The following is a 13,284-nucleotide window of genomic DNA, read 5'->3' as shown; positions in this document are numbered from 1 at the left end:
TCTCCTCTGGATGCAGTTCGCAAGAAGGTTAATATTCCAATGTTTTAAAGCTGTTTATCATCCACATTCCACCGAATCTGTTTCTACGACCGCGTGTCTACAGAAATGACGCGCGTAGAATCAACCGTAGACTATCGCTGGATTACGTTGCCAGACAGCGCCCACGATCACACACATCAACACAGGAACGAGAAAACATGGAAGCCACATCGAACGGAAAGAAACGTCGTGCAACCAGAGCGGACGTCGCCCGCCTCGCAGGCGTCTCCACGGCAGTGGTCAGCTATGTGTTCAACAATGGCCCCCGTCCGGTCGCGGCTGACACCGCCCAACGGGTCCGCGAGGCAGCGGAAAAACTGCATTATCGCCCCAATTCGGTCGCACGCGCACTGAGCACCGGGTCATCGAAGACACTCGGCATCGTCGTGCCCGATTTGTCCAACCCGTTTTTCTCCGGCGTCTATAGCGCGTTGGAAACCGCCGCGGCACGCAACGGATACTCGACCCTGTTCATGGCCTCCCATCAGAATCCCGAGAAGGAGATGGACCGCATCTCGCAGCTGATCGCCCGCGAAGTGGACGCCATCATCATCGCTTCGGCCCAACCCACTTCGTCGCTGGCGGGAGTGCCACGCAAGGAATGCCCGTTCATCTTCATGGATCAAACCCAGCCGATTCCCGGCGCGAAATGCGTATCGACAGACTTTCAAGCAGCGGTAAGTCTGGCGGTACGGCACCTGCTGGGCCACGGATACACCAGCATTGCCATGCTGTCCGGAAAAGCCGACGACGGGCTGAGCGACAAACGCATACAGGGCTGGTATCAGGCCCACAAGGAGAGTGAAATCCCCGTCGGACCGGTCATGCAGGCTCATTTCACCCGTCAGGGCGGCTATGACGCGACTCTCGCGTTATTGGACTCGGATCATCGTCCCGATGCGATCTTCGCGGACTCAGACCTTGAGGCGATCGGCGCATTGCGGGCGCTGCATGAACGACATGTGCGCATCCCTGAAGACATCGCCATCGTGTCCTTCGACGGCACCATCGACTCACAGTTCAGTTGGCCTGCCCTCACCGTCGTACAGCAGGACGCCACCGCCATTGCCGAGCGTATGTTCCAAGCCGCGCTTGATCCCCAAGGCACTCCCGACCTACAGCTCATCGACACCACGCTGGTCCCCCGTCAGTCTTGCGGGTGCCTGAAGTAGCAGGGATACTTGAAAAGTATCAAATCACTGCAAATCTGCTTTGCAACCGCAGCTTTACATCCTTGCCCAACCTGCACCCCGGCCGACGGCGTTGCTTCCGCGCCAGAAATCGCCTATTGCAGACGATCTTGGCACGGAAGCAACGACCCTCAGAGACCTTACGCCCCGAGCAACGCGAGCATCTGGGGGATGCTCTTCTTGCCGAATTCGACCTTCTGCTCGCCGCCTTCGGCCCCATCGGCACCATCACCACGGTTGATGACGATGCAGGGCACGCTCATCGCGCCGTACTGGTCCTTGAGCTCCGGGAAGTGCGAGATGTCGTATGCCTCGGCGCGCACGTTCGGGTTGAGCGAGGCGATGCGCTGGGAGGCGAGCACCGTCTCCGGGCACATCGTGCAGGTGAGCGACACGAGGATCATCACGTCGGTCGGCTTGTCGATCGCCTCCGCGCGCGAGCGCAGGTCGTCGTCGAGCGGCTGGCCGGGGCCCGCCGCGTTGTACAGACCGAGCACGAACGAGTTGAACTCGTGGCCGGAGGGCACGCCGTGGAACGCCAAGCCGGTGAACACCAGTCGACCGTCATCGCCCGCAACGCACAGGCGCACGGCCGGACGGGCACCGGGCAGCAGGCCGGCCGGGTCGAACTCGGCGCGACCGGTGTCGTCCAGCGTCCCGTACGTCGGCAGGATCACGGCGGAGGAACCGTCGCCAGAGCCCGCGGCACCAGCGGCGGTAGCGGAAGGCAACGTGATCTCCAGCGGTTCGCCGACCACCAGACCAGCCGGCGCGGAGGAACCGTCGATTGCGGTGATCAAACCGGCGGCATCCACGGCCACGGAGGCGAGCTTGCCGCCGGACAGCGCGACCATCTCACCGACGAATCCCTGCAATTCCGCCGAAAGCGGGGTGTCGTCCAGCTCGAGCGCGAGCGTGACCGGACGGGTCATGCGTCCGAAGACGACGCCGAGCTGCTGCTTGATCGCATCGGAGAACAGCTCGCCGGGCTTGCGCTGCGCGGAGGCGACGGCCGCCGCGTCGACGCTGCGCTTGACCGGCGCGGGGGCGGGCGTCGTGCCCTCGGCCCCGGACGCGGCCTTCGCGGCCTCGGCTTCGGCCTTCTCGTACGCGGACGCGGTCGGACGCGGCGGCACGAGTCCCGTCTTCTCGCTCATCGACTTCGCGTAGCGTTCCAGCTCGACGGCCGCGATCGCGCCGTCGGCCGTCGCGGTGACGACCTGACGCAGGTTCTTGACGCGCAGATCGCCCGCCGCGTACACGCCCGGAACGGATGTCTCGAGGTAGTCGTGCGTGACGACGTAGCCCTGCGGATCGAGATCGACGACGCCGCGCACGAGCGAGGTCGCGGGCACGTATCCGGCGAACACGAACACGCCGAACGTGCCGCCGTCGGACGGCTTCCACGTCTCGGTCTCGCCGGATGCGCGATCGAGAATCGTCGCCTCGCGCAGGCCGCCCTGACCGGCGGTGACGCCCTTGAGCTCGACGCCGTATCGCACTTCGATCTTCGGGTTGTTCTTGGCTTCGGCGGCGACGGAAGCGTCGCAGGTGAAGTCGTCCTCGCGCACGAGCACGGTGACCTTGCTCGCGTACTTGGTCAGGAACACGCTCTCCTCGGCCGCGGCGAATCCGCCGCCGATCACGAGCACCTCCTTGCCGGTGAAGAACTCGCCGTCGCAGGTGGCGCAGTACGCGACGCCGCGGCCCGCGTACTCCGCCTCGCCCTCGAAGCCGAGCTTGCGCGGGGATGCTCCAGTGGCGATGAGGATGCCGAAGGTCTTCAGGTCGCCGCGCGAGGTGTGCACGGTCTTGATGTCGCCGTCGACGTCAAGACCGGTGGCCTCGGCGGAGAGGAACTCGGCGCCGAAGTCACGCGCCTGCTCGCGCATGGTCTGCGTGAGCGCGCGGCCGGTGGTGCGGCCGACGCCCGGATAGTTGACGACATCGTTGGTGATGGTGATCTGGCCGCCGAAATCGTCCTTCTCGAGCACGAGCACGCGATAGCGGGCGCGGGCGAGATACAGGCCGGCGGTGAGTCCCGCGGGGCCGCCGCCGATGACGACGACGTCATACAGATCGCTGTTGTTCTCAGTCATGCAAACTCCTTCAGAGCAGTAAAAGCAGTAAATAGGCCTCTAACAAGTAGGCCCCCTCTGACGAGGGGGCTGTCCGCGCGGCGGACTGGGGGAGAGACAGCCGGAAGGGCTGTCTGCGTCACAGCAGGCCGACGAGGTCGAGGCTGGGCTCGATGGTGTCCTCGCCCGGCTGCCACTTGGCGGGGCAGACCTGATCGCCGTGCTCGTAGACGAACTGGGAGGCCTGGACGCGGCGCAGCAGCTCGTCGGCGTTGCGGCCGACGTTGGAGGAGATGACCTCGTAGGCCACGACCTTGCCCTCCGGGTTGACGATGAAGTCGCCGCGCTCGGCCATGCCGTCGGCCTCGTTGTAGGTGTCGAGGTCGCGGGCGAGCAGGGCGGTCGGATCGGCCAGCATCGGGTACTGGATCTTCGCGATCTTCTCGTTCGCGTCGTGCCACGCCTTGTGCACGAAGTGCGTGTCGGTGGACACGGAGTAGATCTCGCAGCCGATCTTCTTGAAGTCCTCGTACTTGGCGGCGAGGTCCTCGAGCTCGGTCGGGCAGACGAAGGTGAAGTCGGCCGGGTAGAAGAAGAACACGGACCAGTGGCCGAGCACATCGGCCTTGGTCACCTCGTGGAAGTCGTTGTTCTGGAACGCCTGGACCTTGAAGTCGGTGAGTTCGTGCTGCAGAAGAGTCATCATTGTTCCTTTCCGTGAGAGTCTTCGTGGGACTCGGCCGTGCCCGTCCGTCCGGACGGACGAGGCCGGACGGCCGCCGGACAGACCTCCGCCGGTTGCGGCCCCGGTCGCTTCCCATGCCCTCCCATCCTATCCCGAGCGCACCGCCGGCGGAACGGACGGCGCGCGCAAGACCATATGAGGAACATCACAGGCGGGAATCGGACGAACATGGACACGGGAATCGCACGGAAAGACGATCGTCGGAACGGGTGCATGGACGGGGGTGCGTGATCTGCACACGCGGCCGGACGCGCGTTGCATGGCCGCGGACGAGCCTTCCGCCCCGGCCGCGAGACGCACGAGGCTCACGACGATTCCAACCGACTGCCGCCTGACTCTCTGGACGCCTTACTCATGCCTCGAACAAGTTGCCCGAACATCCTCCGGGACGATTCCCCGGGACGCCCCCGAGGATGGGGCGATACAACGTTAATGATCTACTATGGGCCATAGCAATCATCCGCAATCATCCGGCGGCAACAGGCGACAGTCTCTGCGCCGGAACAGCGGAATACGGCCGAAAAGGAGATCGACGATGACGGCTGACGAGCAGTTCGAGCAGGGGCAGGGTCCCACCGATCCCGAGCAGTCCACGGCGAACGCGACGTGGAGCCGCATGCTGGCGGGCAACCGGCGGTTCGCCGAGGGCAAGGCGGAGCACCCGTGGCAGGACGCGCAGACGCGCGAGTCGCTGATCGACCGCCAGAACCCGGACGCGGCGGTGCTGTCCTGCTCGGATTCGCGCGTGCCTCCGGAGATCGTCTTCGATCAGGGATTGGGCGACCTGTTCACCGTGCGCACCGCAGGTCAGGTGGTCGACGACGGCGTGCTCGCCTCGCTCGAATACGCGGTGAGCGAACTGGGCGTGAGCCTGCTGGTGGTGCTCGGCCATCAGGGATGCGGCGCGGTGCACATGGCGATGGACGGCTTGGACGCGATGCTGCACGAGGCCACCGCCGACGCCGACGATTCGATTGCGGCCGCCGAGCTCATGGACTCGCTCGACGAGCGCATCGCCGAATCCGAGTCGATCATCATGCGCTCGGTCGGCATGTCCGTCTGGCAGGCGCGCGAGGCCGAGCTCGAGGCGCAGGACGACATCGAGCGCGTGCATGTGGCCAGCACGATCGAGAACCTGGTCTCCCGCAGCGAGGTCATCCAGACCGCTCTGGCCGAGGACCGCCTGATGCTCGTCGGCGCCCGCTACCAGCTCGACACCGGCCTGGTCGAGGTGCTGAGCTTCTGATTGACCGCCTCAGGCACTGCCATGTCCCCGGCCTCTGTCGCCCCATCGACCCAGACCCCAAAGACCCCGAGGAACGTACGCTGACGGGCGATCAGCGTACGGCGGCGGGGGCCAACGCCGGTCTGTCACCCGGATTCGTACGCTTGCCCGGCGTCAGCGTACGAATCCGGGGGATGACCTCGGGTAAGCCACGGGGAACGTACGGTGAGCGACGGTTAGCGTACGTTCCCCGGGAGCTCCACGATTATGACCCCGCGGAACGTACGCCCGGATACGCCCGGATACGCCCGGATACGCCCGGATACGCCCGGCCGACGATGCCGCCGATGCCGGCGTACGAATCCGGGGGACGACCTCCCGCAAGCCACCAATGACGTACGCCGGGCATCACACCGGCGTCCTCCAACCGACCCCGATCAACCAACCAACCTCCACGAAACCGACTTGACTCCCCGCTCCCCTAAAGTGGGGGGCATGTCACTTGGCCTGAATATCCTGCTGATCTTCGTCTTCCTGCTGCTCGGTTCGGTCTTCGCCGGCACCGAGCTGGCACTGGTGAGCCTGAGAGGCTCGCAGATCGACCAGATGGAACAGGAGGACGCCCGCGGCGCCCGCGTGGCCAAAATCGCCCGCGATCCGAACACCTTCCTGTCGACCGTGCAGATCGGCGTGACCCTGTGTGGCTTCCTGTCCGCGTCGTTCGGTGAATCGTCGATCTCGCCGTTCATCGTACCGTGGGTGGTGCAGCTCGGCGTCCCGCAGCATATCGCCGCACCCCTGACGACGATCGTGCTGACGCTCGTCATCTCCTACTGCTCGATCGTGATCTCCGAGATGGTGCCGAAGCGCATCGCGATGCAGAAGACCGAGCAGATCGCGCGCGCGGTCGTCCCGGCGATCGACGTATTCGCGAAGATCTGCCGCCCGATCATCTGGCTGATCGGCAAGAACACGAACGGCATCGTCCGCCTGCTCGGCTTCGACCCGAACGAGACCGAATCCGAGGTGTCCGACGACGAGCTGCGCGTGCTCGTCAACACGAACACGAACCTGAGCAAGGACGAGCGCACGATCCTCGACGACGTGTTCGACGCGTCCGAGACGATCGTCGCCGAGGTGATGCGACCCCGCGCTGACGTCGTGTTCCTCGACGGGGATATGGCGATCCCGGACGCGGCCAAGTACGTGCGTGAGATGCCGTACTCCCGATACCCCGTCACCGGCAAGGACTTCGACGACGTGCTCGGTTTCGTGCATGTACGTGATCTGCTCGACGTGCGCGATCCGGACGCGAAGACCGTCGCCGACATCACCCGCGAGGGCATCTCGTTGCCGGGCACGTCGAAGCTGCTGCCGAGCCTTGAACTATTGCGCAAGCGCGGCATCCACCTGGCCGTCGTCATCGACGAATACGGCGGCACCGACGGCATCGTCACCTTGGAGGACATGACCGAGGAGCTGGTGGGCGACATCCATGACGAGTACGACCTGCCCGAGGAGAAGGGCGGCCCGCGCAACCGCCGAAGCGCGTTCGTCAACGGCGTCGCCACGATCGAGGGCGGCACCACATTGGAGGACTTCGAGGATCTGACCGGCATCGAACTGGACGACGGACCGTACGAGACGGTCGCCGGATACTTCCTCGCGCACACCGGCAAGATGGGCGAGGTCGGCGACGTGCTCCACTCCGATGACGGCTACGACATGATCGTCACGAAGGTCGACGGCCGCCGTATTGAGACCATCGAGGTGAAGAAGGCCGGCGCGCCGGACCACTACGAGCCGGCCACCGGGGCCACCGGGGCCACCAAGGCCAACTGACACCAACACCAACTGACGTCAACACCGACCGACACCAACTGACACCAACAACGACTGATGATGTCGGCGTACGTTCCCCCGGGTTATTCCGGTGGGCATCCGGAGGAACGTACGTTTGGCAAACGGTAACGTACGTTCCTCCGGGGTTTTTCGAGGGACATCCGGGCAAACGTACTCCTGGCAACACTCAACGTACGGTTGCCCGGATGTACAGGAGAAAAACCCGGAAGAACGTACGCCAGTATGTACGCCGGCACGTACGCCAGGATGTACGCCGACCCCGGCCCTGATTGAAGACGAAACCTTTAGACTGGGTAGTGCAAAGTTCCTTACGGGAGATTCCCACAAGGAAGGAAAGGAACAACCATGACACTCGCATTCATCGTCCCCGGCCTCGACGAGGCGGCCTCCGAGAAGGCCATCGCGATCCTGCAGAACCGCCTGAGCCAGGAGCAGGAGGCCGCGCTGGTCCTCAAGCACGCGCATTGGAACGTGACCGGCCCGAACTTCATCGCCGTACACGAGATGCTCGACCCGCAGGTCGAGGTCGTCCTCGCTCAGGCCGACGAGACCGCCGAGCGCATCGCCACCCTTGGCGGCACCCCGGACGGCCGCGCCGACGCCATCACCCGCAACCGCACCTGGAAGCCGTTCGACGTTGAGGGCCGTCAGGGCACCGAGGAGTACCTCAAGGCGCTTATCGAGTACTACGACGCGTTCATCGCCGACGACCGCAAGGCCATCGCCGAATTGGACGAGCTGGACGTGATCAGCTCCAACATCATCCAGGACCACGTCCAGGAGCTCGAAAAGTTCCAGTGGTTCATGCGCTCCCACCTCGCGTGAGGCGCTGAGGCCCAAAGCAAAGACCGGGATCGAGAAAAGCCGTCGTCAGGTAACGCCTAGCGACGGCTTTTCTCGCAAACGCTCGGATCCATCACCTCCCGACACCTCACCTCCCGACACAGAACGCGGCGTACAGCGGCACACTACGGATGCCGTTCTCAAGACCGAAGTTCTTCGTCGACAGACGAATCGCATACCGAGGCCCATATTTATCCCGGTACACCGCGAGGCTGCGCGATCTGGTGTTGTCGGACGATTTGACCTCGACCGGCACCCCGACAACCACTTCCCGCGGCTGGATGACGAAGTCCACTTCGGCCGTATTGCCACTCGTCCAGTATCGAAGAGGCACGCCGTTCGCCGACAGCGATTGGGCGACATAGTTCTCGACCAATCCCCCCAATTCGATCCGTCGGCGATAGTCCGCGTCCAACGCCACCCCTGAGTCAAGTCCCGAACGAGCCGACAGCAAACCGGTATCCGCCATATATACCTTGAAGGAGCCATCATCCTCGTGGATGGCCAAGGGCACGGAACCGTTGGAGATCCGCACACACCGCTCGACCAGCCCGGCAGTCACCAGCCATGAAATCGCCGGGGCATACACCGAGGAACGGCCGCCGCTACGCACCAGTTTGTACTGGAATTTATGGTTCTCTTTCGCCAGTTGAGCGGGGATGCTGTTCCATGTGTCACGGATACGGGCCGTCTCCACCGGTGTCGCGTATTTCGCCATATCGGCGGCGTACAGGTCGATGATGTCCGATTGCAGCGAGCGTACGATCCCATAATCACCGCTCTGCGCGAATTCCGATACGACCTCCGGCATGCCGCCGACCAGCACATACTGCCAGAAGCGCTGCAGCATCTGATCATGCAGATAGAAACGTTCGGCGCGTTCATAGCAGTCACGGATCTCCTGAACGAGCGACCCCTCACCCAGCGCGTCCAGGAACTCGTCGAATCCCATGGGATGCAGCGTCATGGTCTGCACCTTCCCCACAGGCATGGTGAATCCACTCTGATTGACCGCTACGCCGAGAAGGCTTCCCGCCGCGGCGACATGCAGCTGAGGCATGTCCTCGCAAAAGTATTTCAGGGACGCCAGCGCACGGTTCGACGCCTGCACCTCATCCAGAATGAGCAGCGTCGTATTCGGATCGATCGTTCTTCCCGATACCTGCGACAGCCTTCGCACCAAGGTATCGGGACGAAGATCCTGCTCGAACACCTGTCTGGCGCGGTCGTCGCGTTCCAGATCGAAACGCACGGCATCGCCGGCAAACACCGTCCGAGCCAACTCGTTGAGCAGGTACGTCTTTCCCGTCTGTCTGGCGCCATACAGCAGCAACGGCTTCCGACTGCGCGCATTGCGCGACGAAGCCCAGTCGCTAAGCGCACCAAGAAGATTCCTACGCATGAATCCACCTTAACTATAAAAATGGTGTATCACACATTTTTTAATAGATAAAAATGTATGATACACCATTTTTCCATAGTTAAGCGAACAGTCAAGTGAACGGTTAGCGCAGCGTCAGCTCACTGCTCGCCTCGCCACCCCGGCGGCGCCCCTCAACTCACTTCGTGACGATCACTTCGTGACGCTGTAGTACTTCGGCACGCCCATGTAGTTGAACTGGACGTTCTTCACGCCCTGAGCCGCGCCCGCGGACACGTTGCCGTACCACAGCGGAATCACCGGAAGATCCTTGAGCAGCGTCTCCTCGGCCTGATGGTAGTAGGTCACCGCGCTGTCGATCGTGGTCTGCTTCGCGGCCTCGTCGATCAGCCCGTCGAACTCGGCGCTCTTGTAGTCGCCGTTGTTGAGGCCCTTGCCGTCGGCCGCCGACGAATCGTACGCCTGCACCAGATACCCCTCGGGATGCGGGTAGTCGGACTGGAGGCCCTGCGTGAACGCCGCGTTGATCGTACGATCGCGCACGGCGCCCGAGAAGTCCTTCTGCGTGGGGAACGGGTAGGACTGCGCGTCGATGCCGATCGCGTTCTTGATCGAGTTGACGATCGCGTCGACCCACTGCTTGGAGCCGCTGTCGGAGGCGTATGCGAGACGGAACGTGCCGTCCCACGGGGAGATCGCGTCGGCCTTACTCCACAGCTCCTTGGCCTTGTCCGTGTTGTACGAGAGCACGTCCGCACCGGTCAGGTCTTTCGAATACCCAGCGATCGACGGCGCGGTGAAGTCGGTGGCGACCGTCGCCGTGCCGCGCAGCACCTTTTCGACGATGCGATCGCGGTTGATCGCGTACGAGATGGCCGCGCGACGCAGGCGGCCCTCCTCCCCCGTGAAATGCTTGAGATTCTGCGGGATCGTGAACGACTTGAATCCGGGGCCGGCCTGCGAGAACGACTGGATCGACTTCTCGTTGCGATAGGTGGCGAGCGCGCTCGACGGGATCGTGTCGAGCACGTCGAGGTTGCCGGCGGTCAGGTCGGCGTATGCGGAGTCGAGGTTCGTGTACAGCTTGAACGTGAGGCCGCCGTTCTTGACCGTGCGCGGCCCGGTGTACTTGTCGTTGGGCACGAGCTTGATCTCGCTGTCGTGCTTCCACGAGTCGAACTTGTACGGGCCGTTGCCGACCGGCTTCTCGCCGAACGCCTCGATGTCCTTGTACGCGCTGGAGGGCAGCGGCAGGAACGCGACGTCGCCGACCTTGTAGTCGAACGACGAGTCGGGCGCGGCGAGCGTCACCTTGAGCGTGGTGTCGTCGACGACCTCGAGGCCGGACAGCTGCGCGTTCTTGTCGCCGTGCTCGTCCTGCAGCTGGTCGTAGCCCTTGATCGTGGCGAAGATCGCCGCGCCCATCTGCCCGTTGGCGGCGTTCGCGGCGAACGACCACGATTTCGCGTACGTTTCGGCGGTGATCTTCTCGCCGTCGGAGAACTGCAGTCCGTCGCGCAGTTTGATCGTGTACTGCGAGGCGTCGTCGTTCGGGGTGATCGATTCGGCGTCCGCGTACACCAGCTTGCCGGTGTCGCTGAACGTGACGAGGCCCTCGAACAGCTGCGTGACGACCTTCCAGCCGGCCATGTCGTTGGTGTTCGACGGCACGAGCGATGCCGCCGGTTCGACGTTGTTCACGGTGATGACCTGCGATGAGGCGGCGCTCGCGCCGGTGTCGCCGCTGTTGGCGTTGTTGGCGTTGGCTGCCCCGGCGCCGCCGTTCGCGCCGCATCCCGCGAGCGCCATCGTGAGCGCGGCGACGCCCGCGACGGCGGCCGTCAGCCTCGCCTTGAGCCGGCGTTTGCCGATGTTGCCGACGACTCCGCCATTGCCGATTGCGCGGCCATCGCTGCCGCCATCACCAGCGCCATCACCGGTGCCGTTACCGGTGCCGAAACCGCCGGACTTCCCGAGCCTCAAGGCCCACTGCGCGATACCCATGTGTCTTTCCTCTCGTTCGCCCGCCAGCTTGCGCCGTGGGTCGTCATCCTGCTTTCGACGCCCCTCCCAGCTCCCCTGTCAGGGGAGCCGGCCCGCGAAGCGGGACTGAGGGGTAGTCAAGCACCCAATATGATGAATTTTCCGGTGCGGATACTGTATCCCTCGCACCGAAATATCTCAATACGATATGGGGTAAATCATCTATACGCTATGCCACCAGCGCAATCGGCATGCCGGCCGCGTCATCGACATCGCTTATGACGCGTATGACACGCTCACTGCGTCTCGCCGCGGGATCACAGCACGATGCGGCGGTTGAGTTCGCGACGCAGCTCGCGCCACCGCGGCAGGTAGGCGTCCATGCGCGCGCGGAATCGCTCGCCGTGACCGCGCTCCCACAGGTGCGTGAGCTCGTGGACGAGCACGTACTCGAGGAACTCCGGCTCCATCAGACCCAGTTGCAGGTTGAGCCTGATACGCCCGGTCTTCGGCGTGCATGACCCCCATCGCGAGGTCATCAGCCGCAGGGTGATGTGCGTCGGCGATTTGCCGACCACCGGCGTCCACTTGGCCAGGAGTCCCGGCAGAGCCGCGTTGATCGCATCCTCCGCGCGCTTGCGGCGTTCGTCGGTCCATATCGGTTCGATCGACCCGTCCATCCCGTCGTCGGAACCCAGAGGGGCCGGCGAGGCGGGGGAGTTCGGGGACTCGGGGCCTGCGCCGTCAGGCTTCCCGTCGACGCCCGCGCTTCCAGACCCACCAGAGACACCAGCACGGCCGGTACGGCCGACATGGCCGACGGCATCGGCCCCGGCGTCACCCGATCCCACGTCGATCGGCTCCAGTCCGCCGGCGGTGAACAGATCGTCGCCTAGGCCGCCCGAGTCACCATCATCCGCAATCAGCCCGGCCATCGCCTCGCGACGCGCCTGCGCCATACGCTCACGCTGTTGTTCGATCCACTCGCGCCGACCGCGCACGAACCCGACGATCGTGCGTTCGGGCATCCGCGCGGGAGCCGACACCACGATCTCGCCGGCCGGCGGTTTGATGCGCAGATACATGTTCCTGATGCGTTTGCGCGTCACCTCGACCGGCATCCCGTCGACGTCGATCACGCGCGTGGAGATGACGGCGGGAATCGGGCTGATACGGGAAGGGCGACGGCGATAGGGCATACCCGCCATTGTGCCGCCCGAGCGGACATCGCGATTTCTTCATGCTGCGACTACCTGCCGTACACCAAGAAATCGGCTCGCAGCCCTACTCCCACAAGGCGACACGCCGCAGAGCACCCATTCTTTGACAAAGCTTGAATGACCTGTATTATAACTGCTTGTGCTTTGAAGTGCACGGACGGGCCCGTAGCTCAGGTGGTTAGAGCGCATCCCTGATAAGGATGAGGTCGGAGGTTCAAGTCCTCCCGGGCCCACAGGAAAAAACAGCGGCCGTTTGAGCCGCTATTTTTTTCTATCTGCAACTGAAGAGGGCGCCTTTCGAACTAGGGACACTGGGGCATTGGCGCAGCTGGTAGCGCATCTGCTTTGCAAGCAGAGGGTCGCCGGTTCGAACCCGGCATGCTCCACTAGTGGCGACACTTCAGGGACAGGATGAGGGCCGCGGGATCAACCGATTCCGCGGCCCTCATCTCGTCTGCGGATAGAAACAGCACGAACGAACGTCACCCTTCTGAAGACGTCCGCATGCTTTCGTCCCCTTCCGAATTCACACCCCTAATCGCACGCATGTTGCACGACACCGCCGAGTCCTGCCGCGCAATACCGGACGCCTCTCATTCGGCAGATCTCTCCACATCAGACTCTGGCGCTCTCTGAAGAGAGACCACAGTCCAGTTGTGACGGCAATCTCTCGCCGGCCCACCCCTTGAAGAGAGATTGCCGTCACAACACCACCCC

9 protein-coding genes and 2 tRNA genes are annotated in these 13,284 nt (G+C 63.7%); 6 read left to right on the top strand and 5 right to left on the bottom strand.

Annotation, left to right across the window (positions count from 1 at the left end):
- Positions 1 to 197 precede the first annotated feature (197 nt).
- Positions 198 to 1,211, top strand: a complete 1,014-nt coding sequence (locus CSQ85_RS06985; protein WP_150383451.1) for a LacI family DNA-binding transcriptional regulator — start codon at positions 198 to 200, stop codon at positions 1,209 to 1,211.
- A gap of 158 nt (positions 1,212 to 1,369) precedes the next feature.
- Here the strand turns inward: CSQ85_RS06985 and CSQ85_RS06980 are convergent, their stop codons facing one another.
- Positions 1,370 to 3,328, bottom strand: coding sequence for an FAD-dependent oxidoreductase (locus tag CSQ85_RS06980; RefSeq protein WP_150383450.1), 1,959 nt, complete (start codon positions 3,326 to 3,328; stop codon positions 1,370 to 1,372).
- Positions 3,329 to 3,446: 118 nt separating this feature from the next.
- Entirely contained in the window at positions 3,447 to 4,010 is a 564-nt protein-coding gene (gene ahpC, locus CSQ85_RS06975; RefSeq protein WP_150383449.1) for an alkyl hydroperoxide reductase subunit C, read from the bottom strand.
- Positions 4,011 to 4,587: 577 nt separating this feature from the next.
- On the opposite strand from ahpC, the gene CSQ85_RS06970 reads away from it, so the two are divergent.
- The 3 genes from CSQ85_RS06970 to CSQ85_RS06960 all read left to right on the top strand — a co-directional run bounded on the left by CSQ85_RS06970 (position 4,588) and on the right by CSQ85_RS06960 (position 7,965).
- Positions 4,588 to 5,298 carry a carbonic anhydrase gene (locus CSQ85_RS06970; protein WP_223846886.1) on the top strand — a complete coding sequence of 237 codons (711 nt, stop codon included), beginning with the start codon at positions 4,588 to 4,590 and terminating at the stop codon, positions 5,296 to 5,298.
- Between the two features lie 474 nt (positions 5,299 to 5,772).
- The gene (locus tag CSQ85_RS06965) at positions 5,773 to 7,119 is read left to right on the top strand and encodes a hemolysin family protein (RefSeq protein WP_150383448.1); all 1,347 of its coding nucleotides are present in this window, start codon (positions 5,773 to 5,775) and stop codon (positions 7,117 to 7,119) included.
- A gap of 366 nt (positions 7,120 to 7,485) precedes the next feature.
- A complete protein-coding gene (locus CSQ85_RS06960; RefSeq protein ID WP_150383447.1) occupies positions 7,486 to 7,965 on the top strand; it encodes a Dps family protein in 480 nt (159 codons plus the stop codon).
- A 106-nt stretch (positions 7,966 to 8,071) separates the two neighbouring features.
- On the opposite strand, the gene CSQ85_RS06955 is transcribed toward CSQ85_RS06960, so the two are convergent.
- The 3 genes from CSQ85_RS06955 to CSQ85_RS06945 form a co-directional block, all read right to left on the bottom strand.
- Entirely contained in the window at positions 8,072 to 9,385 is a 1,314-nt protein-coding gene (locus CSQ85_RS06955) for an ATP-binding protein (RefSeq protein ID WP_150383446.1), read from the bottom strand.
- A gap of 171 nt (positions 9,386 to 9,556) precedes the next feature.
- The gene (locus tag CSQ85_RS06950; protein WP_150383492.1) at positions 9,557 to 11,173 is read right to left on the bottom strand and encodes a peptide ABC transporter substrate-binding protein; all 1,617 of its coding nucleotides are present in this window, start codon (positions 11,171 to 11,173) and stop codon (positions 9,557 to 9,559) included.
- A gap of 491 nt (positions 11,174 to 11,664) precedes the next feature.
- Positions 11,665 to 12,546, bottom strand: a complete 882-nt coding sequence (locus tag CSQ85_RS06945; RefSeq protein ID WP_223846885.1) for a M48 family metallopeptidase — start codon at positions 12,544 to 12,546, stop codon at positions 11,665 to 11,667.
- 180 nt (positions 12,547 to 12,726) lie between these two features.
- Between CSQ85_RS06945 and CSQ85_RS06940 the strand changes: the two genes are divergently transcribed.
- Both CSQ85_RS06940 and CSQ85_RS06935 read left to right on the top strand, forming a co-directional pair.
- A tRNA-Ile gene (locus tag CSQ85_RS06940) sits at positions 12,727 to 12,800 on the top strand.
- An 80-nt stretch (positions 12,801 to 12,880) separates the two neighbouring features.
- Positions 12,881 to 12,953, top strand: a tRNA-Ala gene (locus tag CSQ85_RS06935).
- Positions 12,954 to 13,284: the final 331 nt, after the last annotated feature.

This window comes from Bifidobacterium rousetti (genome assembly GCF_008698235.1).
Classification (GTDB): domain Bacteria; phylum Actinomycetota; class Actinomycetes; order Actinomycetales; family Bifidobacteriaceae; genus Bifidobacterium; species Bifidobacterium rousetti.
This window is presented reverse-complemented; position numbering and strand designations above follow the sequence as displayed.